29 protein-coding genes and 1 pseudogene are annotated in these 26,263 nt (G+C 61.2%); 20 read left to right on the top strand and 10 right to left on the bottom strand.

Annotated elements, in window-relative coordinates; all coding sequences use genetic code 11:
* The 9 genes from AC628_RS07360 to AC628_RS43785 form a co-directional block, all read left to right on the top strand.
* Positions 1-1,126 (top strand): metallophosphoesterase (locus AC628_RS07360; RefSeq protein WP_143201482.1); only part of this gene is annotated, 1,126 nt, incomplete at its 5' end.
* A gap of 58 nt (positions 1,127-1,184) precedes the next feature.
* Positions 1,185-2,453: an MFS transporter gene (locus tag AC628_RS07355; protein WP_074126050.1), complete on the top strand. Its 1,269-nt coding sequence runs from the start codon at positions 1,185-1,187 to the stop codon at positions 2,451-2,453.
* A gap of 239 nt (positions 2,454-2,692) precedes the next feature.
* The gene (locus AC628_RS07350) at positions 2,693-4,189 is read left to right on the top strand and encodes a sensor histidine kinase (protein WP_245321082.1); all 1,497 of its coding nucleotides are present in this window, start codon (positions 2,693-2,695) and stop codon (positions 4,187-4,189) included.
* The gene (locus AC628_RS07345; RefSeq protein WP_074126049.1) at positions 4,174-5,592 is read left to right on the top strand and encodes a sigma-54-dependent transcriptional regulator; all 1,419 of its coding nucleotides are present in this window, start codon (positions 4,174-4,176) and stop codon (positions 5,590-5,592) included. The genes AC628_RS07350 and AC628_RS07345 overlap by 16 nt, the downstream gene beginning before the upstream one ends.
* A 72-nt stretch (positions 5,593-5,664) precedes the next feature.
* Positions 5,665-6,423 (top strand): hypothetical protein, encoded by a 759-nt coding sequence (locus AC628_RS07340; protein ID WP_143201481.1) that lies wholly within the window; start codon positions 5,665-5,667, stop codon positions 6,421-6,423.
* Positions 6,424-6,474: 51 nt separating this feature from the next.
* Positions 6,475-7,095, top strand: coding sequence for a hypothetical protein (locus AC628_RS07335; RefSeq protein WP_074126047.1), 621 nt, complete (start codon positions 6,475-6,477; stop codon positions 7,093-7,095).
* Positions 7,096-7,157: 62 nt separating this feature from the next.
* Positions 7,158-8,420 carry an MFS transporter gene (locus AC628_RS07330; RefSeq protein ID WP_074126046.1) on the top strand — a complete coding sequence of 421 codons (1,263 nt, stop codon included), beginning with the start codon at positions 7,158-7,160 and terminating at the stop codon, positions 8,418-8,420.
* 171 nt (positions 8,421-8,591) lie between these two features.
* Positions 8,592-9,824 (top strand): anion transporter, encoded by a 1,233-nt coding sequence (locus tag AC628_RS07325; RefSeq protein ID WP_074126068.1) that lies wholly within the window; start codon positions 8,592-8,594, stop codon positions 9,822-9,824.
* A 1,350-nt stretch (positions 9,825-11,174) separates the two neighbouring features.
* Positions 11,175-11,333, top strand: coding sequence for a hypothetical protein (locus AC628_RS43785; protein ID WP_168193323.1), 159 nt, complete (start codon positions 11,175-11,177; stop codon positions 11,331-11,333).
* Positions 11,334-11,656: 323 nt separating this feature from the next.
* Here the strand turns inward: AC628_RS43785 and AC628_RS07320 are convergent, their stop codons facing one another.
* The 5 genes from AC628_RS07320 to AC628_RS07305 form a co-directional block, all read right to left on the bottom strand.
* On the bottom strand, positions 11,657-11,920 hold the full coding sequence (locus tag AC628_RS07320) for a hypothetical protein (protein WP_074126045.1): 264 nt from the start codon (positions 11,918-11,920) through the stop codon (positions 11,657-11,659).
* A gap of 536 nt (positions 11,921-12,456) precedes the next feature.
* Entirely contained in the window at positions 12,457-12,924 is a 468-nt protein-coding gene (locus AC628_RS45180) for a hypothetical protein (RefSeq protein ID WP_245321081.1), read from the bottom strand.
* Between the two features lie 97 nt (positions 12,925-13,021).
* Positions 13,022-13,207: a hypothetical protein gene (locus tag AC628_RS07310; protein WP_074126044.1), complete on the bottom strand. Its 186-nt coding sequence runs from the start codon at positions 13,205-13,207 to the stop codon at positions 13,022-13,024.
* 120 nt (positions 13,208-13,327) lie between these two features.
* The gene (locus tag AC628_RS42635) at positions 13,328-13,513 is read right to left on the bottom strand and encodes a hypothetical protein (RefSeq protein WP_143201480.1); all 186 of its coding nucleotides are present in this window, start codon (positions 13,511-13,513) and stop codon (positions 13,328-13,330) included.
* A gap of 309 nt (positions 13,514-13,822) precedes the next feature.
* Complete coding sequence (locus tag AC628_RS07305) at positions 13,823-14,116, bottom strand: PRC-barrel domain-containing protein (RefSeq protein ID WP_502689541.1); 294 nt, start codon at positions 14,114-14,116, stop codon at positions 13,823-13,825.
* Positions 14,117-14,274: 158 nt separating this feature from the next.
* On the opposite strand from AC628_RS07305, the gene AC628_RS45175 reads away from it, so the two are divergent.
* The 6 genes from AC628_RS45175 to AC628_RS07275 all read left to right on the top strand — a co-directional run bounded on the left by AC628_RS45175 (position 14,275) and on the right by AC628_RS07275 (position 18,161).
* Complete coding sequence (locus AC628_RS45175) at positions 14,275-14,508, top strand: DUF6894 family protein (RefSeq protein ID WP_074126067.1); 234 nt, start codon at positions 14,275-14,277, stop codon at positions 14,506-14,508.
* 7 nt (positions 14,509-14,515) lie between these two features.
* A complete protein-coding gene (gene clpX / locus AC628_RS07295) occupies positions 14,516-15,781 on the top strand; it encodes an ATP-dependent Clp protease ATP-binding subunit ClpX (protein WP_074126042.1) in 1,266 nt (421 codons plus the stop codon).
* A 71-nt stretch (positions 15,782-15,852) separates the two neighbouring features.
* Positions 15,853-16,038, top strand: a complete 186-nt coding sequence (locus tag AC628_RS07290) for a hypothetical protein (RefSeq protein WP_074126041.1) — start codon at positions 15,853-15,855, stop codon at positions 16,036-16,038.
* The gene (locus AC628_RS07285; protein ID WP_074126040.1) at positions 16,035-16,241 is read left to right on the top strand and encodes a hypothetical protein; all 207 of its coding nucleotides are present in this window, start codon (positions 16,035-16,037) and stop codon (positions 16,239-16,241) included. Before AC628_RS07290 ends, AC628_RS07285 begins: the two co-directional genes overlap by 4 nt.
* Positions 16,242-16,378: 137 nt before the next feature.
* Positions 16,379-17,608 (top strand): 5-aminolevulinate synthase, encoded by a 1,230-nt coding sequence (gene hemA, locus AC628_RS07280; protein WP_074126039.1) that lies wholly within the window; start codon positions 16,379-16,381, stop codon positions 17,606-17,608.
* 61 nt (positions 17,609-17,669) lie between these two features.
* Positions 17,670-18,161 carry a hypothetical protein gene (locus tag AC628_RS07275; RefSeq protein WP_143201479.1) on the top strand — a complete coding sequence of 164 codons (492 nt, stop codon included), beginning with the start codon at positions 17,670-17,672 and terminating at the stop codon, positions 18,159-18,161.
* A 115-nt stretch (positions 18,162-18,276) separates the two neighbouring features.
* On the opposite strand, the gene AC628_RS07270 is transcribed toward AC628_RS07275, so the two are convergent.
* Positions 18,277-18,492 (bottom strand): dodecin family protein, encoded by a 216-nt coding sequence (locus AC628_RS07270; RefSeq protein ID WP_074126066.1) that lies wholly within the window; start codon positions 18,490-18,492, stop codon positions 18,277-18,279.
* A gap of 699 nt (positions 18,493-19,191) precedes the next feature.
* Between AC628_RS07270 and AC628_RS07260 the strand changes: the two genes are divergently transcribed.
* The gene (locus AC628_RS07260) at positions 19,192-20,061 is read left to right on the top strand and encodes a COG3904 family protein (protein WP_074126036.1); all 870 of its coding nucleotides are present in this window, start codon (positions 19,192-19,194) and stop codon (positions 20,059-20,061) included.
* Between the two features lie 366 nt (positions 20,062-20,427).
* Here AC628_RS07260 and AC628_RS42625 read toward each other — a convergent pair whose 3' ends face one another.
* From AC628_RS42625 to AC628_RS07245, 4 genes are all read right to left on the bottom strand, one after another.
* Positions 20,428-20,784 carry a hypothetical protein gene (locus AC628_RS42625; RefSeq protein WP_143201478.1) on the bottom strand — a complete coding sequence of 119 codons (357 nt, stop codon included), beginning with the start codon at positions 20,782-20,784 and terminating at the stop codon, positions 20,428-20,430.
* A gap of 790 nt (positions 20,785-21,574) precedes the next feature.
* Positions 21,575-23,890: a molybdopterin-dependent oxidoreductase gene (locus tag AC628_RS07250; protein WP_074126035.1), complete on the bottom strand. Its 2,316-nt coding sequence runs from the start codon at positions 23,888-23,890 to the stop codon at positions 21,575-21,577.
* A 263-nt stretch (positions 23,891-24,153) separates the two neighbouring features.
* Entirely contained in the window at positions 24,154-24,321 is a 168-nt protein-coding gene (locus AC628_RS43780; RefSeq protein WP_168193322.1) for a hypothetical protein, read from the bottom strand.
* 110 nt (positions 24,322-24,431) lie between these two features.
* Positions 24,432-24,731, bottom strand: a complete 300-nt coding sequence (locus AC628_RS07245; protein WP_168193319.1) for a hypothetical protein — start codon at positions 24,729-24,731, stop codon at positions 24,432-24,434.
* On the opposite strand from AC628_RS07245, the pseudogene AC628_RS46090 reads away from it, so the two are divergent.
* The 4 genes and pseudogenes from AC628_RS46090 (at position 24,667) to AC628_RS44705 (ending at position 26,145) form a co-directional block, all read left to right on the top strand.
* Positions 24,667-25,006: pseudogene (locus AC628_RS46090) on the top strand (polymorphic toxin type 17 domain-containing protein). The gene AC628_RS07245 and the pseudogene AC628_RS46090 overlap by 65 nt on opposite strands.
* 8 nt (positions 25,007-25,014) lie before the next feature.
* On the top strand, positions 25,015-25,287 hold the full coding sequence (locus tag AC628_RS07230) for an Imm31 family immunity protein (RefSeq protein ID WP_074126031.1): 273 nt from the start codon (positions 25,015-25,017) through the stop codon (positions 25,285-25,287).
* A gap of 37 nt (positions 25,288-25,324) precedes the next feature.
* Complete coding sequence (locus AC628_RS45780) at positions 25,325-25,450, top strand: hypothetical protein (protein ID WP_283806540.1); 126 nt, start codon at positions 25,325-25,327, stop codon at positions 25,448-25,450.
* Between the two features lie 131 nt (positions 25,451-25,581).
* Entirely contained in the window at positions 25,582-26,145 is a 564-nt protein-coding gene (locus AC628_RS44705; protein WP_210190169.1) for an RHS repeat domain-containing protein, read from the top strand.
* Positions 26,146-26,263 lie beyond the last annotated feature (118 nt).

Genomic DNA, 26,263 nt, shown 5'->3' with positions numbered 1-26,263 from the left:
CCGCTATTCCAACGTGCTCTCCTGGGTGCACTTTGGCGATCTGCATATCACCGATCGTGACGAGCAGAACTATCAGGAGTTCCTGACGCTCATCGCGCAGGCGAACACGAACCTCTCTGGCGGAATCGACTTCGCTGTCCTTCCTGGTGACAACGCCGAGGACGGAACCGAGGAGCAGTTTCTCCTCGTCAAGCAGGCGATCGAACGCCTGACCATCCCGTCGGAGATCATTCCCGGCGATCACGATGCGAAGACTGGCAGCCTTGATCTCTATTGCCGCTGCTTGGAGCCCGCGCTTTGGCGCAGCCGTTCGATCAGCTCTTATCGGTGCCTGTTCCTTAATGCTCGAGACAATGGGCGCCCGAAGGGTTTTGGGATCGGTCCCGGCCAACTCGAGTGGCTCGCACGCGAGTTGCAGGCGGCCGATGCGGGTGAGCAACGGCCGGTCTTCTTCGTGCATACCTATCCGAGCGAACTAGGAAGCAGCGCGGACACAGTGCAGGCGCTGATGCGGAAGCATCGCGTCATCATGGTCGACATGGGGCACACGCACTACAACGAAATCGCCAATGACGGCCGGACGATCTATGCAGCCACGCGCTCGACCGGCCAGATCGAGGAGGGGCCGGTCGGCTTCTCCATCACCAATCTCGACGACGGCGTGGTGAGTTGGAAGTTCAAGCCAATCGGCGGCTGGCCGTTCGTCATGATCACGTCGCCCGCCGATCAAGCCTTCGTCATTGATCTTGACCAGCCCGAGCAGGTGGTGCGCGGCGTCGCCGAGGTGCGCGCCAAGACCTGGGACGCCCTGGGGGTTGTTTCCGCCATGTGCCGTATCGATGACAGCTCGTGGCAGCCGATGCAAAGGAGCGGGACCAGCACGACCTGGGGCTGCGTCTGGGACTCCCGTGAGTCGGCGGATGGCGTCCATCACGTCGCAGTCCAGGTCAAGACCGCGGATGGGCGCGAGGCTTCCGACGCGATCTCCGTGCTGACCAGCCAGTCAGGCCGCTATGAGCTGCCGCCGTACCTGCCAGGCGACGATGCCAACGCGATCGGTGCTTATCCGGAGAAAGGCATTCTTGGAACGCAGCTCGGCCCGAACAAGAACGGTCGCAAGTGGTGAATGTATTCGTATCGCCCTACGAGTCTGGCCAAGTCGCTGTTGTAGCGGGAGACCAACCATGCGATGGGCGTCCCTTGACTGGCTCAACTTCACTCTTGCCGACGTCAGGGGCTCGTTGGGGCCATACCTCGGAATTTTCCTATTGACCGAGCGGCATTGGGACCCGGCGACGATCGGTATCGTCGCCACGGTCGCCGGAATTGTGGGGCTGGTCGTTCACGCACCAATTGGCGCCTTCATCGACGCGACGCGTTGGAAACGTGGGGCCGTTGTGGCTGGACTTGGCGTCCTGACTGCAAGCGCGCTCGCCATCGCGACTGCGCCAAACGTCCCTGTTGTGCTGACGGCACAGACGATGATGGCCGTGGCCGGCGCCTTCTTCGGCCCGGCGATTGCCGCGATCACCCTCGGTATTCTGGGATCACACGGTCTCGCTTACCGCACAGGTAGGAACGCTGCCTTCGATCATGCCGGCAATGTGTCGATCGCCATTGTGGCTGGGGTCGTGGGCTGGTGGTTCTCCCAGAGCGCGGTCTTCTTTCTTGTTCCGATCTTTTCCGTGCTGGCAGCTCTTTCGGTACTGTCGATCCCTGCCAGCGCCATCGATCACGCGCGGGCGCGCGGTCTCGACCGAACCGATCCAGTCGGCGGCGAACAGCCGTCTGGCTTGAGCGTGCTCCTCACATGCAGGCCGCTGCTGATCTTTGCCGTCTGTGTGGCGCTGTTTCATTTCGCCAACGCCGCGATGTTGCCATTGGTCGTTCAGAAGCTGGCACTCGCGCACAAGGGTCAGGAGACGCCGTTAATGTCGGCCTGCATCGTGGCGGCGCAGGTGGTCATGCTGCCGATGGCGCTCCTTGCAGGAGCCAGGGCGGACGCTTGGGGACGCAAGCCGATCTTCCTCGCCGCCTTCGCGATCCTGCCGCTCCGCGGGGTGCTCTATACAGTCTCGGATGATCGCTTCTGGCTCATCGCCGTACAACTGCTCGATGGGGTCGGCGCCGGCATCTTTGGGGTACTGACGCCGCTGGTGCTGGCCGACCTAATGCGCGGGACCGGTCGCTACAACGTGAGTCGGGGCGCGGTGGCGACGGTGCAGGGGATCGGCGCTTCTCTCAGCAACATCGTCGCGGGTGTGATCGTCGTAAACGCCGGCTACAGCGCCGCCTTCTTAACGCTTGCCGGCGTCGCGCTCGCAGCCTTCATGGTCTTCCTGATCGCAATGCCCGAAACGGGAGAGGACACCAAGAAACAGCGGCACGAGCCTGCGACAATGGGCGAGCCTGCGCAAGCAGCGATGGCTGGCACCGTGATCGGTTCGGGGTAAACCCACGCCGCCCGGGGATCCGCACTGATGGCAGCCCGGATTGTCGTTCGTGGGTTGTTGCCGGAGAACGGGCCATGAGGCGGCTTGAAGTAGCGTTGTTCGACGAGGATGATCGGACGGGAGCCCCGTAGACGTGAACCAAGGGATGGCCAGATTGCTCGGAGATTATCATGCGCTCTGCCGCTCCCTGTGACGCAAAGGCGTCCGTCGGGCGCCTGACCAGGACTGGTCGTCAAATCTTGGACCTGGCAGACAGAGCCGTACCGCGTTCGATCATCGGCTGGTTCGTCGTCTGCTGGGGTACTTTCCTTCTCGCTTCCGTCGTCGTCGGCGCACTGCTGCTTTCGCTCTACGAGCAGTCGACTACGGAACAGCTGCGGCGGGCATCAGCAGCCGTGGCCCATGGTTGCGATGCGATCGCGGCGCGCTACCAGTTCTTCACCACCGGTGCGACACGCGCACCGGCGGATGTCCACGACCCTGACCTGACTCGTGGCTTGACCGGGGTGGTGCAGATTGCGCTCCGTGATCTCAATGGCGTCGAGGGCGGGATCTGGCAGAGGGGCGAAGGCTCGCTTGCCTATGCGTTTCCGACCTATGAGGGGACCGGACAGAAGACCGATCTGCCGGAGGCTGAGCTGCCGAGCATCCGCGAAGCCGCCGACACCGCGGCGCTCGACGGCGCGCCTTTTGACCGCCGCCGGGAAGGCCGGGCACAGACCCTGCTGCTCCATGCCTGCCCTCTGCCCGGACCTGTTCCAGGTCTGTCTGCGTGGACCATGGCCCGCGTGCCGACCACGGGCGGGCAAGCCTATATCCAGGCTATGGCGGGACTGAGCGTTCTGCTCCTCGTCGTGCTGGGGTCTGCCGCCTGGCTTGGGCGCTTGCTCCTTGGCTGGTCGCGACGGCTACAGCGGGTGGAAGCGGCGCTCACCAGCAGCAACGATGAGCTGCCCAAGCTCGACCTCACCGGACAGCGGGATCTCGATCGAATTGTCGAAGCAATCAACCGCGCGGGTATCCGCCTGGCTGAGGCCCGCCGGACCTCAGAGGCATTGGTGCGGCAAGTGGCCGAGGCCAACCGTCTCGCCACACTGGGGCGTGTCGTCGCCGGCGTCGCGCACGAGATCCGAAACCCGATTGCAGCAATGCGGCTCAAGGCCGAGAATGCTGTCGCTGCCGGCCCCGATCTCGCACGCAAGGACAACGCGCTGCGGGTCATCGTCGAGCAGATTGGTCGCCTGGAAACTCTGCTCCGCAATCTCCTGAGCTCAGTCCAGCGCGCGCCGCTGGTCGCGCTACCGGTCAAAGACGTGGCCGCCTTCCTGACGGAGCGCATCGAGCTGTTCCGCGAGCAAGCGGCCGAGCAGGGGCTCGAGCTCGAAGTCTGCGGAGGCGGCGCCGAGGCGCGCTTCGACCCCGCACGAATCGCGCAAGCGATCGACAATCTCATCCTCAATGCCATCCAGAACACGCCGGCTGGTGGTCGCGTGACGCTCTCTGCGGAAAGGATAGGGGATCGTATGGCTTTGTCCGTTGCTGACACCGGTCGCGGAGTCCCCGAGGAAGTGCGAGCCCACCTATTTGAGCCATTCGTGACAGGACGTTCCGAGGGTACGGGTCTTGGCCTTGCCGTTGTACGGGAGATCGCCGAGGCGCATGGTGGGACGGTGCGGGCCGTTCACAGAAGCGATGGGACCGTATTTGTATTGGAGCTGCCATGGCGACCATCCTGATTGTCGACGATGACGCAGCGCTGCGAGAAGGGCTGGCCGAGACGCTGAGTGATCTCGGCCACCGCGCGGTCGAGGCGCCGAGCGGACTGGTCGCTCTTGATCTCGCCAGCCGCGAGCGGGTCGATGCCGTCCTGCTCGATCTTCGGATGCCAGGGATGGATGGCCTCGAAGTTCTTCGGCGCCTGCGTGCCGACCCCGCTAAAGCGCCGCCTGTCGCGATCCTTACCGCCTATGCCAGCGCTGCCAACACCATCGAGGCGATGCGGCTGGGCGCCTTCGATCATCTCACGAAACCGATCGCTCGCGCCGATCTCGATTTCCTGATGTCGCGGATGCTGCGGGCGCGGGCATATTCCGACGCGACGCCTGCGTCCCGCGCGTCACCGCCAGATGATGATCTGGTCGGCTCAAGCGAGGCGATGCGCGCGGTACAGAAGACAATTGGGCTCGTGGCCGACAGCGATGCAACTGTCCTGATTACCGGCGAGACTGGAACCGGAAAAGAGCTGGTGGCGCGCGCCATTCACCGGCACGGACGGCGCGGCAGTGGGCCGTTCATCGCCGTGAACTGCGCCGCGATTCCGAGAGACCTGCTTGAGAGCGAGCTGTTCGGTCACGTGCGCGGGGCGTTCACCGGCGCCCTTGCCGAGCGCAGCGGCGCATTCCGCGATGCCGACAAGGGTACGCTGTTTCTCGATGAGGTCGGAGATATGGATCTCACGATGCAGGCGAAGATCCTTCGCGCGCTGCAAGAGCGAAACGTCGCGCCGGTCGGTGGCCGTCCGATTCGGGTCGATGTGCGCGTGCTGGCGGCGACCCATCGTGATCTTGCGGCCGCCGTGCAGGAGGGGAAGTTTCGCGAGGACCTGTTCTATCGGCTCAACGTGGTGCCGATTCACCTGGCGCCGCTGCGCGAGCGTCCCTCCGACATCGTACCGCTCGCGGAATATTTCCTGAATCAAGCAACGGACCCGCCCAAGCGTCTGAGCACGGAAGCCGCCACCAGCCTGTCGGCGCACACCTGGCCCGGGAATGTCCGCGAGCTCAAGAATGCGATTGAACGGGTGGCGATCCTCTGCCGCAGCGATACCATTGCGGCAACGGATTTCGACTTCCTCTCGATCGCCGCTCGCGCGCACGGATCTACCGCTGCGCCGGACTGGGCGGAGGGTGATCTCGCCTCTGCGGTCGGCCGGCTGGAAGAGTTCATGATCACGCGCGCGTTGCGCGAAGCGGGCGGTAACCGGACCGAGGCGGCCCGGCGCTTAGGGATTCATCGCCAGCTCCTTTACGCGAAGGCGCAGAAGTACGGGATCGATGTCGGCGAGGCGTCCGCTGATCGGACAGGCGATGTCGTGAAGCCGGACGAGGCGCGCCGGGCTCCTCCCGAAAACATCAAATAGATCAACACGATCATGGTTGGCATAGCCCTTGCGGAAGACTTGGTACCGCGGGGGCGAACAGGAGTGCCAACCATGAAGCGATCGCTGCGTCTACTCATCGTTGCCGGAACCGCGCTGGTCTCGAGTGCCGTCCCGGTATCGCTCTACGCCCAACCATTGCCGCCATCACCCTCGGCGGGCGCGCCTCCGCCTCCACCGCTTCCGCCGCCTTCCGGGCCTGCGGCCGCCGCAGGCCCCGCCGCCGTCTATGACCCCCAGCAATTGCCGGCGATCAACGGGACGGTGAACCGTTACACGCTGACCCCGCGCGGCGACGTCGACGGCCTGATTCTTGCCGACGGCACCGAGGTGCATCTTCCGCCGCACCTCTCGACGCAACTCGTCTATGCGGTCAGGCCCGGCGACGCGGTGACGGTGCGTGGCCTCAAGGCGATGACGATCCCGCTGGTTGCCGCGGTCTCCATCACCAATGATCGCTCGGGTCAGACGGTCACCGATAGTGGCCCAGGATTCGGTCCCGGCCCCAAAGGCCCGCGCCAGGCGGGTCAGCCCTCGACCGTGCAAGGCCGCGTCCAGATGGCGCTACACGGGCCGCGCGGCGACGTGAACGGAGTGCTGATCGAAGACGGCACCATCCTGCGCCTGCCTCCGCCTGAGGCCGAAAGGTTCACGGCGTTCCTGGCTCCGAGCCAGCCCATCACGGCCCAGGGTGATGCGCTCACGACGCCGATGGGGCGTGTCATCGACGTGCAGGCAATCGGACCTTCACCGACACAGCTCAGCTTCATCCAGCGTCCGGAGCCACCCGGCAAGAAAGGCCCGCGTCCCTGAAGCTTCCAAATTCTTCCGCCTACCCCCTCAAAGCATTAACAGGAGAAAACTATGCATTGGCTTGATCCCGACCACCTTCCGGTCACGACCGGCGTCGTTGAGCGGTTCACCATCAATCTCGATGGCGACATTGATGGTCTTGTGCTCAGCGACCAAACCCTCGTCCATACCCCGCCACATCTGTCGGACAAGTTGAAGGCCAGTGTTCGCCCGGGCGGCTCAGTCCGTGTGCGGGGCGTGAAACCGCGTGGTGCCGATCTGATCGCCGCAGTTTCGATCGAAACGGCGGGTGGTGCGGTCGTGATTGATGAGGGGCCTGAAGAGAAAGATGCGGACAGCGGCGACCAGCTGCCAAAGGCGGAACGCGCCGCGATGGAGGCGTCGGGGATCGTGCGGCTGACCCTCTTCGCCCCGAAGGGGCAGGTCCGCGGCGCCTTGCTCCACGACGGCACCATTCTCCATCTCGGGCATAAGGAAGCGCGGCGGCATTCCGATCGGCTGCGACCCGGCTCGGAAGTCTCCGTGCATGGCGAGGGGCTCGTCAACGAGCGGGGCCGCGTGATCGAAGTCCGCGAGATCGCAAAATCGGACGGCACTTTTGAACCCGTCAAGAAGCCGAAGCACGAGGACGCTAACGCTGCGGAGCCCGACGCGGCCGAAGCGACAGCGTGAGAGGTGCAGAAGGCAGGAACGTCGCTGGCGCGACGTTCCCACTCTTCAAGGCGGAGAGGACGATGAAGAACCGGTATGCGCTCGATTGGGTCAACTTCCTGCTTGCGAACGTCAAGGATGGCCTCGGCCCGTTCCTCGCCGTCTATCTGCTCGCCAGCCAACATTGGGACGCCGGCAAGATCGGCGTCGTCATGATGATCGCGGGTGTCGCGACCGTCATCGCCCGCGCCCCGCTCGGCGCGTTCGTCGACTGGACCCATTGGAAGCGCGGATTGATCGTCATAGCCTCCGCGACCGTCGCGCTCGGGGCTCTGGCGATATCGCTGTTTCCGACTCTCATCCCGGTTGCCATCGCCCAAATTGCGATCGGGATTGCCGACGCGGCCTTCCCGCCGGCCATCGCGGCCATCTCGCTGGGCCTCGTGGGTCCAAAGGCCTTCACGCGCCGTGTCGGCCGGAATGAAGCATTTACCCACGCAGGGACGGCATCGACGGCGGTCGCGGCTGGCGTCGCCGGCTGGCTCATCGCGCCCAGCGCCGTCCTGTGGTTCATCGCTGCGCTCGCGCTTGCGAGCATCTGGGCAACGTTGCGAATCGACCCAGGAGCCATTGATCACGCGCTCGCGCGCGGCGCCGAGCGCGGGCATGAAGAGCAGCACACTGATTGGCGCAGCCTCGCACGATCAAAGCCGCTTCTTGCGTTCACTGCCGCGATCTCGCTGTTTCATTTCGCCAACGCCGCGATGCTGCCGCTGCTTGGCGAAAAGCTCGCAATCGGCAATCAGGAGACCGCGACCCTGTTCATGGCTGCCTGCATCACCACGGCACAGATTGCGATGATTCCGATGGCGATCCTGGTTGGCCGCAAGGCCGATGCGTGGGGCCGGAAGCCGATCTTCCTTGCCGGCTTCGCCGTGCTGCCGCTGCGCGGCGTCCTCTACACACTGGCTCAGAGCCCATACGCCCTCGTTTCGATTCAGATTCTCGATGGTATTGGTGCCGGCATCTTCGGCGCGCTGTTCTATATCGTCGTTGCCGATCTGACGAAGGGCACCGGCCGCTACAACCTCGCGCAAGGGGCGGCCGCCGCGGCCTGGGGGCTCGGCGCCGCGCTGAGCAATTCCGTCGCCGGCGTCATCGTCGACATGGCAGGATATAATGCGGCATTCCTCTTCCTCGCCGCGGTTGCGCTTGCCGCCTTCATCCTGTTTTGGATTGCGGTTCCAGAAACCGGCGGACAGATCAAGTCCATCGAACCTGAGGTCAATGAGCCACGCCTGCCCGCGCCAGCAACCCTGGTCGGGCTACGCGTCCCTGCGGAGTGAATTATGGTGTCGATCGAAACCCAATCCGGCCAAGCCCAGGTCCAACCGGCGGCCACGAACAATGGCGCGCTGCGAGCTCGTAGGTTCGGTTGGATTGCAGTCGCGTTGACTGCGGCGGCGATCATCCTCGGGATCGTTGGCGCAAGATATTTCGGATGGCAGCTCCCTTCCATGGGAGCGCTTCGCGCCAACGCAACGGCCAGTATCGCGGTCGTAATCTTCGCGGGCACCTATCTCGTCATCGCCATTGGCAAGTTGCCTGGCTATCACCTCGACCGCGCCGGCGCCGCCCTGCTTGGCGCAAGCCTCATGGTCGGATCGGGGGTGATGTCGCTCGATCAGGCGTATCGGGCGATTGATTTCGACACGATTGCGCTTTTGCTCGGGATGATGATCGTTGTCGCCAACCTGCGGCTCTCTGGATTCTTCCGACTGGTCAACAACTGGGCCGTGACGCGCGCTCGCCATCCGCTCGTGCTGCTTACCTCGATCGTGCTGCTCGCAGGCGCGCTCTCGGCTTTCCTGGTCAACGATACGATCTGTCTCGTGATGACGCCGCTCGTGCTCGACCTGGTCACGCGGCTCAAGCGGGATCCAATCCCGTATCTGCTCGCAATCGCGATGGCGTCCAATGTTGGGAGCACAGCTACGATCACCGGCAATCCGCAGAACATGATCATCGGCGGGCTTTCGCACATCCCCTATGGCACGTTCGCGGCCGCCCTGTGGCCGGTTGCGGCCGTTGGTCTTGTGCTTACAGCGCTTCTGATCGCCCTGGTCTATCGCCGTGAATTCTTCACTCGCGAGCGTTTCTCCCCCGTTGTTGCGGATCCCGTGCGTTACCACGGACCACTGGTCCTGAAGTCGTCTCTAGTGACGCTTGCGATGGTCATCTTGTTTTTTGCCGGCCAGCCGGTCGCGAAGGTGGCCATCGTGGGCGGCGCGCTGCTGCTGTTCACAAGGCGCGTGCGGCCCGAGAAGGTCTACAGTGAGATCGATTGGACGCTGCTCTTGATGTTCGTTGGGCTATTCATCGTGGTGGCTGGCTTGGAAGCGACCGTGCTCACGCCGGAGATGGTCGCGCGAATCGGCGAGCTACACCTCAACTCTGGATCGGTCTTGTCACTGGTCACCGCTGGCCTGTCCAACCTTGTCAGCAACGTGCCGGCCGTGTTGGTCCTGAAGCCCTTTGTTGCCAACCTGCAGGATCCAACGCGGGCGTGGCTTCTCGTTGCGATGGCGTCCACGCTTGCCGGCAATCTGACGCTCGTCGGCTCAGTCGCCAACCTGATCGTCGCGCAACGGGCTCGTCGCATCGGCATCACACTCGGCTTCTGGGCGTATTTCAGAGTGGGCGCCCCATTAACGATGCTGACGATCCTGTTCGGCACCTGGTGGCTTTGATCAGCGGTTGGCCGATGCGAGCAGGGGTGCGGTATTAGATGCTTCTACTGTGACAGTGTCCGCGGGATCTGTGGAACGAAGTGCCTCCGCGGGGGAAATCCGATGACTCCGCTCCACTCACTCGAGCCAGAAGCGGGGGAGGCTGCTGCCGCCAGCCAAGTGGCGCCCGACAACGCAAGCCGCCAAAGAGCACCGGTGCCGATCGCTAAATTCTCGCCGTAGGGCTTCTCCTTTCGGCCGGATTTGTATTGCAACCTGTGCACGACGTGGAACCTCGTTGCACTTGCCGCTTGGATCACCTACAGAAAGCCGGGGCAGGGAGCTGGGAATGAACGACAACAAACCCTCGGCGCGAAGCGATCTGCAGGGATTGAGATTGATCCGCGCTTTTCTCAGGATACGCGATCAACCGCCGCCTGGTTGCTCAATTACAAGAAGTCGATTGCCCCGATGTTGAAGCTCATCCTGCATGGCTCAAACCACTCATCTACGAGAGAGTGAGACCAGCCCCAGCGAGAGGCACAAGCTGAGGCCAGCTTCCACAAACAGTGCTGTTGCCGAACAGCACTGGCGGCCCAATAACGGCAGCTGCCAGCGCTTGGTTCCTACCACTGGCTGAATAGGACGCAGTCTGCGGGCCTAACCGAAAAACGGAAAGACGAACGAGCCGGTCTCTGGCATCCTTCCTGGTATTTCCAGTGACGAATCAATTTCCGGTGGAAGGGACATGGGACAGTGGTCCGCAGAGGAAGAGCGACGGCTTCTGCAGCTAGCACGAAACACTCATCTTACGCAGTGGGAGATAGGCCAGAGGCTCGGACGGAGTGAAGCGTCCGTACAACTCCGCTTGGCGATCCTTCGCAAGCGGATCGCCGAGAATGAATAAGGCAGCTTTCAAGATTAGAGGAGCCCCCAACTGGCCGCCTTGTCGGGCGTGCGGCAAGGGCATGGCCACGATCAAGCATAACGCCGATGACGATGGTCGCGAGTGGTGCGTATTCGAGTGCTTCAACTGCGGCTACACGGAAACGTCGGAGCCGGCAGCGCACGGACGATAACCAATAGGAAGGTACCGTGCCGGGAATGGTTGGTGCGCTCCTGTATGCTGATCGGTCCGTTGTTCGGAACACCGTGCTTTCCCGGAATCCTCAAACCCTGTGGATAAGGGTAAAGTAGCTCTTGCCGAGTGAGAGCATTTCAGCGCGTGAGATTTTCGAGAATTTTCTCGGTTGGGGGCCGTAATACGCGAGCGGCCCTCTCTCGATTCAGCCCGCGCGGTGAGACGCCCCCAGCATTGCCCTCCAAGGGTGCTGGGGCCGTTTCTTATGACAACGTCGCTGCCATACCTAAGTGAATGCAGGAACGTATGCGCTGGACCTTCCCGATGGCGCACATTGGGCGCTGATCCATGAAAAGCTCAATCTCAACTACGGCGAGGTGTTCGACTATATCGCCGAGGACCCGGCTTTCTTCGGCGCGGCGCCAGATCCTCCGGGACGGCAGACTTAGGCGACCTTTTGGAAGAATGGTGGGCCTCGTCAGCCCGTGCACCTGCCAGGGCGAGCAAGACGGCGTCGACGAGCGGGAATCGGATAAGGTCTTAGAGGTTGATAACGACGACGGCAAACGTCGCCATTAGAACGAAGAAGCCGATAACGGAAATGGCTAGAAAGACTTTTCCCATTCGGGCAAAACCCAGCTCCTGGCCATAGGTTTCTCGTGCGACGATTTGACCGGCTTAACGTCGGCCGCGCTTGTCCAACCGGATTAGGAACACCGATCTTCGAGGCATGTTGCACAGCACCAGCGCCCGGTAGAGGCGCTGGTGTTTTTCATGAGAGGAGGTCCTTGCCTGGCTGCAGCATCCTCACGAATGTCCCGCTCTCGTGATACTCGAGCCAGCCTTGGCCGATCGCGTGTTGTAGACCAGCCCAGTATTCGGCCGGCGTCGCCTTGTCCTCGTCGATCATGGGGCGGTTGATTTTCTCGATGTAGATCCGGCCGTCCTGGATCGGCTCGAATGCTCGAGCGTGCTCCATGAGCCTACGGGCTGCTTTCTCAGGATTAACGAAGGGGCGATCTGCTGTCAGTTTCATCGGCGGGGAATCAAGACTTCCATCGCGCACGGAGTGGCATCGTGTGACCAACTCTGTCACGCCAATTCACGACGATGTTCACAGCGCCCGGAGCCGTGTACCCATGTGAGCGCGCCGAAGCCGGGTTCTCCCAATCAATACCCCGTCGGGTCTGGGTCGACGGGAGTGGGAAAGATGGTGCGAGGCGAGACATATCCTGGTGGCGCTCCAAGGACCCATCCACATCACAGCGTGATGGAGCAACCTTCGTAAGGTGATTTGTTGGGCAACCGGCCGCGGATTGGAGCATCGTGGGGTTCCGAAATTAGACGACTATCGATTCCTCCTTACGTATGGCGCTCCAACGTGCTCATCGGGCGTGGCCTGATTTATGCTTCGAGATGACCGACCGTATATGGAGGCACGCAATGAGGCAGGACCTTTTGGCGATCTGCGGTGGAATACTTGCCAGTGGCGCAATCGCTTGGACCTTGTGGGGCAACCCGGCGAATGTGGCGCACATGCACGGGCCAAACACGATAGCAGCGGATCAAGACTTACGACTCGTCTCTTAGCGAAGTCCATATATGCGGGACGAGCGTTAGGGCTGTCACCGTTCCCCCCGGCCACCAAGTCGACGGCGGATTCATGGTTGAGATCTTGTTCGTCCGCAGTGCCACCAGATGGCTGCGCTTAAACGGGTGACCGGCCCGGCGTGAGCAAGCCTTGCATCGCATATACCGCTCGAGCTCGTGGATCGGTGTCCACTTCGGTCGGCGGACGATATCCAGCGCCACTGTCTGATGGGTGTCGCAGCCGAGGCACTTCACCTCGAGATAGCGGTAGCCGGCGTTGAGCGCGTCACCGAGGGCAGGGGATGGCTGGGCAGGCCCCTGGAAGGCGAGCATCCGGGCGTTCCACGCCTGGCAGCCTAGCACATTGGCCTCCCGACGCGCCTCCGCAGCCCGTTCGGCAAGGTGCCTGACAGTCGCGCCGAACATGTACTCCCGGGATTTCGAGCCCATGCGGCCATGATCGCCCGAAACATGTTGGGCGAGAAGCCGCTAGGATTTGGGTCTCGCGTGCGCTCGCAATGCGAGACTTTGGTCAATTGGGCGTGCGTTAGCTCGACGGCCTTCGAAACGGGATCACGTCGCCGTCCGCGGCGCGTATCACGACGTTCGCCGGATCCATAATCTTGAAGCCTCGATCGGCCAATAACTCGGCGACGCCTTGGCGGTCCATCTCATGGACGATCGCCTCGGCGACCTTCATCAGCCGGGCTGTCTCGGCGGTAGTGTCGGTCATGGTGGGGGCTACTGCTGGAGGGGAGGCATTCCAAGAGGCTACCGGAGGAGAAATAGCCGGGGCAATCCCGCGATCAGCACATTGTTGATTGCCGCCGCGATGCCGGGCTGGACGAGTGCTCTAATAGCGTCGACGCCCTAGGAGGGCTCCGACCAAAAATGCTGCGGCGAGCATTTCAAGCGGAGCTTCGCGAGTTGCGGCACTAAGGCGGTCGATCCACGTCGGGCGCACAACATCGTTAGCGATGCCCCGCGAAAACTCGCGCAGCGTCTCTCGGACACCTGTTTCCGTCTCTTCGATGGACATTTATAGCCTCCAGACGCTGACAACGCCGAGCGAGTGGCTCAGTTCATTTGAGCGAGCGTTGCAATCGGTCGAAGCAGCGCTTGTTGTTCCGGGCCGGCCTTACCGTGAGACAGAAAATCGGAAATCTCGATCTGCTCCAAGGCGTCGCCGATCGCAGATTTGCCTCGTGCAGGACGAAAACGCGCCCGTCATCCTCGCTGCATAAAGTCCAGCGATTTCCGTTAGAGCTTTGGTAGATTTCGCGTTGAACGGACATGCGCAAATAGAGCTGGGCGCGCCCAGAGCGGGCGCGCCTCGGAATGGATACAGTCAGAACGGGACGCCGTAGTACTCATTCACAGATCGGCCGACCGTAGGGTCGTTCCAATTCCAGCCCGCGTCGTCTCGATATTTCGGCGCGCCTTGAAGCTGGCTTTCCGTGATGCCTGTGACGTAGCCGCCAAGGTTTGTGTCGTATTTCAGCGATTGCCATGGCAACGGATAGTGGTCGTCGCCGATGCCGAGAAAGCCGCCAAAACTGAGAACCGCATACGACACTTTGCCGCTCGTCTTGTCGATCATCAGCCGTTCGATGCTGCCGATCTTCGCGCTATCCGCCGCCACATACAGTCAACGAGGTGTTCAGATGATCCTATTTCCTCTCATGACCACCTGGATGTGGTTCGAGCTCATGCGAGCATCTTCCACTCTGCCGTCAGTGTCACCGCGACGACATCTGCGGCGGTAATTTTCGGTAACCCGTTCTGTTGAAGGAGCTCAACATGACCCAAGTCTATTTTCACTGTTCGAGCACGCAAAAGGTTTTCGTCGATCGACGTGGCGCCGTTGTAGACGGTCTCGAAGAGGCCCGTGATCACGCGACTCGCGTCGTGCACTCGTTCACTGATGAGCTTAGCCTTGAAGACTGGCGCGACTGGGTCCTGCACGTTAGCGACGACCAGGGCGATGAACTCTTTGTCATCCCCTTCTCGTTCGTCCTCGGCAAGCCGCATTGAGGTCGCCATGGCAGTTCAATTACCTTCCAAGAACCCGCTATTTTGCTCGTTCTGCGGCAAGAGCCAGCACGAAGTCCGCAAAGTAATTGCGGGTGGCACGGTCTTCATCTGCGACGAGTGCGTCGAGCTCTGCACGGACATGATCCGCGAGGAGGACAAATCCTCGCTGGTCAAGTCACGCGACGGCATTCCGGCGCCGAAGGAAATCTGCAAGGTCCTGGATGACTACGTCATCGGCCAGAGCCATGCGAAGAAGGTGCTGTCGGTCGCCGTCCACAATCACTACAAGCGGCTTAACCACCAGACCAAGCACAACGACGTCGAGCTCGCGAAGTCGAACATCCTGCTGATCGGTCCGACCGGTTCGGGCAAGACGCTGCTCGCGCAGACGTTGGCCCGCATCCTCGACGTTCCCTTCGCCATGGCAGACGCGACCGCGTTGACTGAAGCCGGCTATGTCGGCGAGGACGTCGAGAACATCATCCTGAAGCTGCTGCAGGCCGCCGACTACAATATCGAGCGGGCCCAGCGCGGCATCGTCTACATCGACGAAATCGACAAGGTCAGCCGCAAGTCCGACAATCCCTCGATCACCCGCGACGTGTCGGGTGAGGGCGTGCAGCAGGCGCTGCTGAAGATCATGGAAGGCACCGTGGCTTCGGTCCCGCCGCTGGGCGGCCGCAAGCATCCGCAGCAGGAGCTCCTGCAGGTGGACACCACCAACATCCTGTTCATCTGCGGCGGTGCGTTCTCGGGCCTCGAGAAGATCATCTCCGCGCGCGGCCGGTCGACCTCGATCGGTTTCGCGGCGCAGGTGATGGCGCCGGAAGATCGCCGTACCGGCGAGATCTTCCGCCACGTCGAGCCTGAGGATCTCTTGAAGTACGGCCTCATCCCCGAGTTCGTCGGTCGTCTGCCTGTTGTGGCGACGCTCAAGGATCTGGACGAGAACTCGCTGAAGAAGATTCTCACCGAGCCCAAGAACGCGCTGGTGAAACAGTACCAGCGGCTGTTCGAAATGGAGAACATCGAGCTGACCTTCGCCGACGAGGCGTTTGGCGCGATCGCCCGCAAGGCGATCGAGCGCAAGACCGGCGCGCGTGGTCTGCGTTCGATCCTCGAAGCGATCCTGCTCGAGACCATGTTCGATCTGCCGGGCCTGGAAGGTGTGGAAGAAGTCGTGATTTCACGCGAAGTCGCGGAAGGCACGGCCCGTCCGCTCTACATTTTCGCGGACCGACCCGATCACAAACGTAGCGCTCGTGGGGCGTAGGCGATCGAACGTAGAGTGAGCGGCTCATGTCGCCAAATGAATGGTGTAGAGAGCTAGAGAGGAGACGGAACATGGAAGAGTTCTTTCGGTTCATCCAGCAGTCCGGGCGCGAGCGCAGTCGCCTGGTGCGGGAAGCTCAGGCAACTTGTGACAGCGTGGTCCTGCCATTGCCGAGGGAAACGCCGAGCAACAAAGGGGCGACGGCTCACACCATCGGCCATGCCATTGCGGCTCGCGACCTTGGGGCTCTCTCGTGATCAAGATCATCGCCGTCCTCTGCAGCCTGTCCTCTCCGGAAAATTGTCACGAGCAGACCGTCACCACCTCAGATTTCGCGGATGTCTCGGTGCGGTCATGCTTGATGGGGGCGCCGCAGCTTGCGGATTGGATGAGGCAGCATCCGGCCGAGCGCCTCGCAGCGTGGCGCTGTGTCATCGGCAAGCTGGGCAGGGGAGCCTAGGGTGGCTCCCCGCGGGCGGTCCTTAGCCTCCGGAAGGACCGGCCGCTCCATTAAGGCCCGACTCGAATTGGCGGCGGCCGTCTTCATAGAAGGGTTTTTTCGATGATCGAGCGCAAGCTGGACGGAGATCGTTCTCTATGAACTATGATCACTTCTTTTCCGCAGCGCTTGCGCGCCTTCATGAGGAGCGGCGCTATCGCGTGTTTGCCGATATCGAGCGTATTGCCGGTCGATTTCCACACGCGATCTGGCATTCAGCGGACGGCCCGCGGCCGGTCGTGATCTGGTGCTCGAACGACTACCTCGGCATGGGCCAGCATCCGAAGGTGATCGGCGCTATGGTCGAAACCGCCACTCGCATGGGCGCCGGCGCCGGCGGCACCCGCAACATCTCCGGCACCGATCACCCGCTGGTCGAGTTGGAGCGCGAGCTCGCCGACCTGCACGGTAAGGAGGCTGCCCTGGTCTTCACCTCGGGGTACGTATCCAACGAGACCGGTATCGCGACCATCGCCAAGCTTCTTCCAAACTGCGTGATCTTCTCGGACGCTTGGAACCACAATTCGATGATCGAGGGCGTAGGGCGCGCCAGCGCGGAAAAGAAGATCTGGTGCCACAACGACGTGAGTCATCTCGAAGATTTGCTGGCGGCGGCGGCGCCCGACCGTCCGAAGCTGATCGTGTTCGAGGCTATCTACTCGATGGACGGCGACGTCGCGCCGGTGAATCGGATCTGCGACCTCGCCGAGCGCTACGGCGCCATGACGTATATCGACGAGGTCCATTCGGCCGGCATGTACGGGCCACGCGGTGCCGGCATCGCCGCGCGGGAAGGGGCTTTGCACCGCATCGACGTAGTCGAGGGGACGCTGGCGAAGGCATTCGGCTGCCTCGGCGGCTACATCGCGGCCAATGCTGATATCATTGATGCGGTGCGCTCGTACGCGCCCGGGTTCATTTTCACCACCGCGCTGCCGCCGGCGGTGTGCGCCGCGGCGACCGCGGCGATCCGGCACCTCAAGACCTCGCAATGGGAGCGCCACCGCCATCAGGACCGTGCCGCGCGGGTCAAGGCTGCGCTCAATGCCGCCGGCCTGCCGGTCATGCCGAATGACACGCACATTGTGCCAGTGATGGTGGGTGATCCGGAGAAGTGCAAGGAAGCGAGTGATCTCCTCCTCGCCGAGCATGGCATCTACGTCCAGCCGATCAACTATCCGACCGTTCAGCGCGGCACCGAACGGCTGCGCATCACGCCGACGCCGTATCACGATGACGCTCTCATCAATGCGTTCGCTGAGGCGCTGGTCCACGTCTGGGAGCATCTCGGTCTACCTCTCCGTTACGGCGCGCTCGCGGCAGAGTGAACATCATGGGAGCATCGGTCGGGCGCATCAACCAAGCTCTACCGGTGGTGACGCGCTCGGCATGGCCAAGATTTCAAACGATGTAATCCGGCTCTCGCATGTGCACGAGCAAAGGAGAGTGCAAGTGCTTGATCATATTCTGCGATTCATGACACTTGGCACCGTCATCGTTGGCAGTATTGCCGTCTACACTGCGCTTTACACCAACAATAGGCGTTTGGGAGCCGAGATATTTCTCAAATATTCTGATCAAATCTCTGACGTGAGGCGCAACCTCCCAATAACTGCTTTCGATGGGCGGGACGGGCCCGGTAACTTGGAGATGACGCCGGAAGAACGTCGAGCAGCACATGAAATCATTTACTCGATCTTCGAACTCTATGAGCTCAAAGTGCATGGCTACCTTCCATCGGAGGTCTGGAAGATAAGAGAGCCAGATATCAAAAGAACACTTTCTCTCCCGATTTTTCGACAAGAATTGGAAGCATTGGGGAGCAGATTTGGAGGGCGCCCACACTTTGTGAGCTGGCTCGAACAGGTCAAGCGGATGTAGCCCCGCTTGCGACCTGACATTCGCGGAGGAGTAACTTCGGGGGGCCCGCATGAAGTGTCAACGCGAGCGCGATCCGGCGGTCGACGATCCGGCCGTGAAGCAAGTTCACTTCAGGTCAGGAGCCCTCGAACTTGAATGAGACGTTGAGTTTGGCGCGATAGGCTTCGACTTTTCCCTTGGCGTCCAGTTGCATATCGAGTTTGACGACCTCTGCAACGCGAAGATCTCGCAGGGATTTTGCGGCTTGCTCCACCGCGTTGGCGGCGGCCTTTTCCCAGGATGTATCGCTGGTCCCGATGAGCTCAATGACCTTGTAGACGCTCTCAGCCATGTTGTCCTCCCGTTCTGTATGAAGCAGGAAGCAGGTAGTTCCTGCCGACGTCGAACCTAGCATCACGACGTCGGTGCTGAAAGCACGCGGCATCGCCGCAGCGCAGGTCAGCTGGGCCGTGTTGCATCGCGGCAGATCCGAGTAAGCGCCGTTTGAAGGTCGGTTAGGCTCGGGCAGATCTAAACTTAGGTTTGCTGTTGTTCGCCAATGTAAAGTACGCGATCGACCTCTGTGCAATGGTTTGGTTCTCTTTTCGTGGACTATGCTCGGGGCGTCAATTGTCCGATCTACCGTGGGCGACCGAGGAGTCACAGCGATGAGAATCTTGGATGCATGCGCCTTGTCGGGTCTTGCTCGGAGGGCGGCCGACACGGCCTCCGATTTCGCTTGTGTCGTTCGTAATCTGATTCTGGACGTGCGCGACAGCTACCGGCCCGAGCTGCACTACATGCGGGGTCCTGGTCCGAAATGGCGTGCCAAGTATCAGCCTTGGCTGCAATTCGATTCTCAAGCCGTACCGCCAACTGGGCAGCACCAGCCATCGTTGCTGTATGCACGCCGCCGCGATGCGACCAGCCCCGCTCGATAGTCAACTGAGGTTACGGTATCATGCCCCTATCGAGGGCCGGATCCCTGGATTGTCCCCGCAGCTCCGATCCAACCTCTGCTCGCGCTCCTTGGGTGGAAGTCCGAGGTTGGATGCTGCTCATTGGCGCCGCTCTTTGCATCGCATTGGTGGCCATGTTGACCAGTTCGGCGCATGCCGGCGTTGCGGTCGAAGGACGCAAATTGCCGTTGAAGTTCAGCTGGGTCGCTTGCCAGCCGAATTGCCGAGGCTGGATCAGTGCCGTCGGCGTCGTGACTGCCGATAGCCCAAGAGACTTCGATGAATTCGCGCGTGGCAGGCGGCTCAACGGCGTCACCATCGCGCTGGATTCCAGCGGCGGTTCGGTCAACGATGCGATTGCGCTTGGTCGACGCTGGCGCAATCTCGGGGTGCTGACCACCGTCGGCACCGGCGTTCAGGCCAACCCAGCGCAGAACGATCCCATCAATATGGCGCCTGCAGCTTATTGCGAATCCATGTGTGTGTTCCTGCTTCTGTCGGGGAAGACGCGTTACGTGCCCAAGACCGCCCATGTTCGTGTGCATCAGATATGGATGGGGGACCGTGCCAATGACGCCAGGGCCGCGACCTATAGCGCAGATGATCTGACGATCGTCGAGCGCGATATTGGGCGTCTCGCCAAATACACGTTCGACATGGGGGGCACCGGCGATTTGTTGTCGCTGTCGCTGAATGTGCCACCCTGGGAAGATCTGCACGAGCTGTCACAGGACGAATTGCGACTGACCAATCTCGTCAACATAGAAATGATTGATCAACCGGGCAGCCCCAACACTGCGGTGGTCGAGCTCCCGCGCAAGCCAGTCCAGGGCGGCAGCTTCGTGGCCAGTGCCACTGCGAACGGGACATCTCTGGAGCCCGCGAAATCGGTCCAGTCAGCTGAAGCCATGGGGCGGATGGGCGACCTGGGGACCACAGTGGCGGTGCCCGGACAAGAGTAGCAGATCAGAGGGTACCGGCAGGGCTTGAACCGCGCTATGGGACGCAGGGAAAGTCGAGTGGATGCCGTTCGTCATCGATCACGGCAAGCTCGATCGCGCAGTCAACGGAGCCGACGCGATATCCCGCCATCCCAATGAAGTCAGCCTTCTCATCAATGAAGTGAAGATCTGACGCATGTCGTGAATCACTCCGCTCACGCATCGATCGTCACATGCTCATTGGCTTGAATGTTTGATTCAGCGCAACTGCAGTGCCGGAAATTTATGCCCTCGCTTTGGACTGAGTGCGTAGCAACGCGTTTCCAGGGAGAAATCGTTGTAATCGAAACGGACTGGCTTCTCTTCGGGCTATTCAAGGTCCGAGGTCTACCGCTGTTCAACCCTGGTGCGCCACAGGGTATCGAAAGTACTCGGATGAGTCGGAGTCCATTCTTCTGAACCGCTCGGATCGCCAGCTTTCTCCACGACAGCGCTTGCAAGCTCCTTTTTGGGACGAGGTTGCGTCGAAACCTGCACAGGCCATTCCAACAATAATTTTGAGAGCATGGGCCTGCCGACGTACCAGCATTTTCGTCCGTCGATGAGGCGCCAGGACCAATACTCGCGTGGATTTGTCGGCATCGCGGCGTTGCATTGTTGTTTCGCCTGCGTGCTTGGCATTCCCATTAATAGAGACGAAGTGATGCAGGTGGCCAAAAGAATTGATGGAAATTGCTTCGTCATCTGAGCACTCAGAGACTACTTCGTTGCTGCAATCGGCTCACAGCAACGACCAGATCGGGCCGCTCAAGAACTTCCACCACCTGTCGAGAATGCGCTCATTGTCGTGGGGTCGGGGTTGAAGGTATTCGTTCAGTATGCGTTGGGCCTCGCTGACGGCCCGAAGAGCAAGCTGTTGATCGGTCACCACTTCTTACCCATTCGACTGATGGAGGATCGCGACGTCAAAGAAGGATGAAGGATCAAGTCGTCATTTGGACTTATCCCATCAAATTTTATTTCAATTGAGGCGGATTGCGAAGTTACGGAGCACGCCACCAGCCGCGCTCGCTAGGCCACGGATACCATAAACTCGGCGGACAGCGGTCGGGGGGAACGTAAGTAGCGCTCCAGCGACTCGAACCCCCGACGCGTCCGGACTGCTTTTCCGAACAGTAGCCGGTGCGTCGTACTTGCGAGCCTAAACCCAGCATTCCGACGGATGGAAAAGCTCTCGTGCCTTCAATGCAGTTCCATCTCCTCATTTATTGCAATGGGTACTGATCCTTCTTGCAAATCATCGTCTCTTAATCAGCGGCTCTGCCGCAAGTTTCCAGGTCATCAGGCGGAGCGGGGAGCCGCACTTGCGGCAGCATCGGTTCTTGGTGACTTCGACCGCCGCGCCGGCGCCCGCATTGCGCTCGCTGCGAGCGTACATTCGGGAAGGTGAAGCGCGTTCCCGATGCTAAGCGCCGCATATGAAGCGCCGCGAGCACTTCGCAGGCCTTGAGAAACTCGCGCTCGGCCCGAAAGCTCAAGTGGTGTGAATACGCCGCGAGCGCTCCTCGAAGACGGCGGCTTCGCTTTCCGGGAGCCGCTCCAATCGAACCGCCACATGCTTGTGGTAAGGTGTCGCGGCGATTGGATCGCAATTGTTGCTGTCGGTCAGGGCGTTAACGCGGGGACCGTTGCTGAGCCGTTCACCGTCGCGGGTCGGGTAGCTTTGACCGTAGCCGTGCGGCAATGCGAGCTGGCCTTGGCGCAGGCTGTCATCCACCTTGCAACGGACCACGACCCGGCCGGCTGGTGACCGAACGGCTATCCATTCGCCGTCGCTCGCTCCGAGCTCGTTGAGGTCACGTGTATTGATCAGGAGCGCTCCATCGGGATCGTCACGCCGCCAGGCCGGATCGCGGAAGATCTGATTGCCGTTGAACATGCGCCGCTGGCCGGCGGCGAGCACGAAGGGGTAATCCTTGGGCATCTGCGCCGCCGCCGGATCGAGCCTGCCGAGCCATTCGAGCAGCGGTGCAATGGCGAGATGCACCTTGCGGTCGGGATGGCTGACCAACGACCACACGTCCTCATAACTGTGCTCGGTGATGGCAACACCGCTCCGCGTTCGGACTATGGCATCAAACAATGCATCGCCCAGACCGGCGTCCGGTACGTTGCCATGAGGTCCGAGTGCGCGCCGCACCGCTTCGGGCGAGCGCTTGGCGCAGGCTTGCGCCGCCTGCCAGAGTGGTGCGGCAGCGGCCGTGCCGTCCGGCAAGGTTGCCCCCAGGGTATGATAAAGCACGAGAGCGCCGACCGCGGAGCTTTGCGGATTGGCGCCCATGAAGGTACGAAGTGCCTGCGCGAAGGCGGGTCGTGAATGGAGGGCGGCCTCGCGGAGCGGAGCCAGCGCGTTGTCGCCGGGCAGGAGCCCGAGCGCACGGGCGAGCCGCGTATAGATTTCCGGTTCGGGGAGGGTACCTTGTAGCGGCGGCACCGCGCCTGAACGGACATGGAAGAAGTTCTTCGGAAATTCGAAATTGAATAGCGTGAACTCGGTCTTCTCATACTGCGAAGAGGCCGGCAGCACGTAATGGGCGAGCTGGGCCGTTTCGGTCATGGCCACATCGACGACGACACAGAGGTCGAGCGCGGCGAGCGCTTTTTCCACTTCTGCGGTATTCGCAGCTGTGTTCGCTGGGTTGGAGCTGTCGATCCACACTGCGCGCAGACGGTCAGGATGATCGTTGAGTACCGCTTGCGGGAATATGTTCGGCGGCAAGAGCCCACCGATCACGTCGGTATCGGTTGCGGCGAATTTCTGGTTTGGCGAGTTGCCCCAGAGCGGCATCAACCAGCTATGAAGCTGGTTGGTACCTGGCCTGCCAAAGCTTCCCGTCAGCATGATCAGGAGCTTTTCCAGATAGGAATTGAGGGTCGAGTTGACACCCTGCTGTATGCCGAGTTCGACGCGGACCGTCATCGCCTTGGCCTCGCCGATCATGTCGGTACAGCGTTCGATTTGGTCAAGCGGGATGTCAGCCGCTGCGGCCCAATCCGCGACAGGAATGCGGAGCAGGGCGTCCTTTACTTCGCTGAAGCCCGTCGTATGCGCAGAGATGAATTCAGGGTCCAACGCATCGCGCCGCAGCAGAGTAGCGAGGATCGCCCCTAACAGGAATGCATCCGCGCCGGGACGAACGGCGAGGTGGAGGTCGGCCATCTCGGCGGTCTCGGTACGCCGCGGGTCGATCACGATGAGCTTGCGGGCGGGATCCTTCCTGATCTGGTTTAGATGGTCGCGAGCATTGGGGAAACCGTGGGCGATCCAGGGGTTTGCGCCGATCACGAAAAGGAGATCGCAGTGATGCACGTCCTCCGCCGTGTGGCAGGTCTGGCTGCCGAACAGATGACCGTTGACCCAGAAATCCCCGGTCTTCTCCTGCGATAGCGCGTTGAACACGTGGCGCGAGCCGAGTGCGCGCAGGAACCCGGTCGCGTAGGCGCCGCCGGCATGATTACCCTGGCCGCCGCCGCCATAGAGGGCAATGCTCTTGCCGCCGTGGCGGTCGACGACATCCCGTAGCCGCGCGCCGATCTCGGCAATCGCAGTATCCCAGTCGATGGCGTCAAAGCCGCCATCAGGGCGTCGTCGCAATGGTGTGGTCAACCGGTCGCGATGGTGAGCATAGTAGGGAATGCGTGCTGCCTTGTTGCAGAGATAGCCTTGCGACTTTGGATTGTCGCGGTCGCCCCGCACCTTAGTAAGGCGCCCCTCCTCGACGAGGACCTCAACTCCACAATTGACGTAGCAGATATTGCACGCGGTTTTCTTCCATCCTGCGCTCGACATCGCATCTTCCTCCCGGACTGGATGGCGGCAGATGTTATATGATGGTCATAATAAAACAACCTGGGCCACGGGCGAGCGGCTCAAGGAAATGTTCTGGCACGTTTCGTAATCGGCCCGCCGGTATCGGCTCGTCCACGGTTACGGATATTCTCACCGGCGCGGACGGCGACGCCATCTTGCCCCATCCCCATCCTTCACCCTGACTTCGTTCTGAATTGCCTGGTAACCTATTGATCAAATTGAAGCCGAAAATGGCTCGAAATTCAGAATGGCCACTGATTTTTCTCGAAATCCTCGCGGATTTTGATTCCGCCATTCGGAGGTTCGATCCCTCCCGCCCCAGCCACCGTCAACACATTGATTTTGTTGCCGTAATCGTTGTGGATCGAGTCGCCATTTCGCGGCATTTGGAAACGGATTTGCCGCGTCATTTGGAAATCCGTGCCCATTTTGTTTCGGCGCCCGCACGCAACGCGTGTCGCGTCGCTATCTGTGAGCGATGTTCAAAATTCGGCTGTGAATGAAATGAGCGTCGGCCTCGTTATAACGCATTCCGTCGCATCTCGCCGTCACCGCTCGTCGTGCTCGGCTCACCCGCGTTGGCATCCGCTTGTTCGAGCTGCTTCTGCGCCAAAAGGTGCGCGTGACGTTTGCGTGTTGCCGCCAGCGCCCGCCGCATTGTTTCTTTAGCGTAGCCCCGATAGGCCTGCGCCGTCTTGTGTCCGGAGAGCGCACGGCCCTGACCGTCTGTCAGTTCGGCTTCCTCGAGTTCGGTCATGCCGCCGAGCCGGCATGCATCAAGCGTAAACAGCTCAGATACGCCGTCGATCTTCTTGCGCATCTGCTGGACGCTGAACACAAACAACCTGCCGACGAGCGGGAAGATTCGGTTCGTTCCTGAACGTGGATACGATCCAAACGTTCCCCTTCCGCGAGGACCGAACTGGGGATTCTTGGATCGATTCGGCAATGAATGGGTCAAGGGTCCATCGTACAGCAGGACAGCCGTTCGAGTGGGACGTTCAGCTTAGCCGCATGGGTCGAAATCAGCTGGGTTGGGCATCGCGAGATGGTGCCCATCTCAACGTATCGTTAGATGGACACATAACGCACTGAGGATTGTCATGAAGATCGGATTCTATGAAAGGGTTATCATCGCTGAGAGCGATCGCTTTCCCGAATATGTTGGAAGAACCGGTGTCGTGCTGGGTATTAGCGAAGACGATACGCAGGTCCACTCGTATTCTGTGTTCTTCACTGGCGAGGACGAAGGTGTTAGCTTTCTACCGACCGAAGTGAAGGGAACGGGTGAATTTGTCGATCGCAGTCAGTTCTATGATGATGCTGACCGCATCAAGGTAAGAGTTGAAGGCGAAGACGGTTCTATTAGCGAATAGTTGTCGTGGGCGACTTCTCGGTCGGCGGGGCTGGCCGATGCTCTCGGCGGCGTTCGGCGCGGCCGCATTCGGTGCCGGCATCAGCGGCAGCACGATCGGCACCACCTTCAGCTATGATGCCATCGGTAACCAGAGCGCCGGGCTCGGCCGGAGCGTCACCTAGGACCTCCTACAACAAGCCGGCAAGCATCACGTAAGGCACCGGCCCCATCAGCTTCCTCGACCGACACCGCGCACCAGCGCTTCAAGCAGGTGACGCCGGAGGGCACGACGCTCTATTTCGCGGCCTTCGGCGTGACGGCGGAGATCACAAGCCCCGGCGCGCCGGCGCAACGCTGGACCGAATATCTGTCGGTGTCTGGCTCGTTCGTCGACATGCGCAGCACGGCGTCCGCGATGACGGCGCTGCGCTACTTCCACCCCGACCATCTCGGCTCGATCTCTGTGATCACTAACGAGACCGGCGCGGTGGTGGAGCGGCTGTCGTACGACGCCTGGGGCAAGCGGCGCAATCCCGACGGCAGCGACGATCCCTCCGGCGGCCTCACCAGCCAGACCAATCGCGGCTTCACCGGCGAGGAGCAACTCTCGGTGGCCGGCCTCGTGCATCTCAACGGCCGCGTCTACGACCCGCTCACCGCGCGGATGAGCGGCAGCCTTAATTCCTACAATCCGGCGGCGCACGATGGCGTCGTTGCGGCTACCAATGCCGGCTGCTGCCTATTATCGCTCGCGAGGAGCGTTTGTAGCCGCCCATTCCTATCGGGACGTGTGGATGTCAATCTCCATCAGCTAAACGTTGGCACCGAAAATTTTTGTGGTTGGCTTCGGTTTTCATTTGAACCCATGCATTTGTAAAAGCGGCGCTTGGCCGGCATCGTAGCAGGCGCTCACGAACTGCCCTCATGCGGAGGACTGAATGAGATAGCGCAGGCTTGCTTGGTTTGGGGAAAGGCAGTAGCGCTCCACGGACTCG

It is taken from the genome of Bradyrhizobium sp. NAS96.2 (assembly GCF_001908235.1).
In the GTDB taxonomy this organism is placed as follows: Bacteria; Pseudomonadota; Alphaproteobacteria; order Rhizobiales; family Xanthobacteraceae; genus Bradyrhizobium.
The sequence above is the reverse complement of the archived record's forward strand: the minus strand, read 5'-3'. Positions and strand labels throughout refer to the sequence as shown.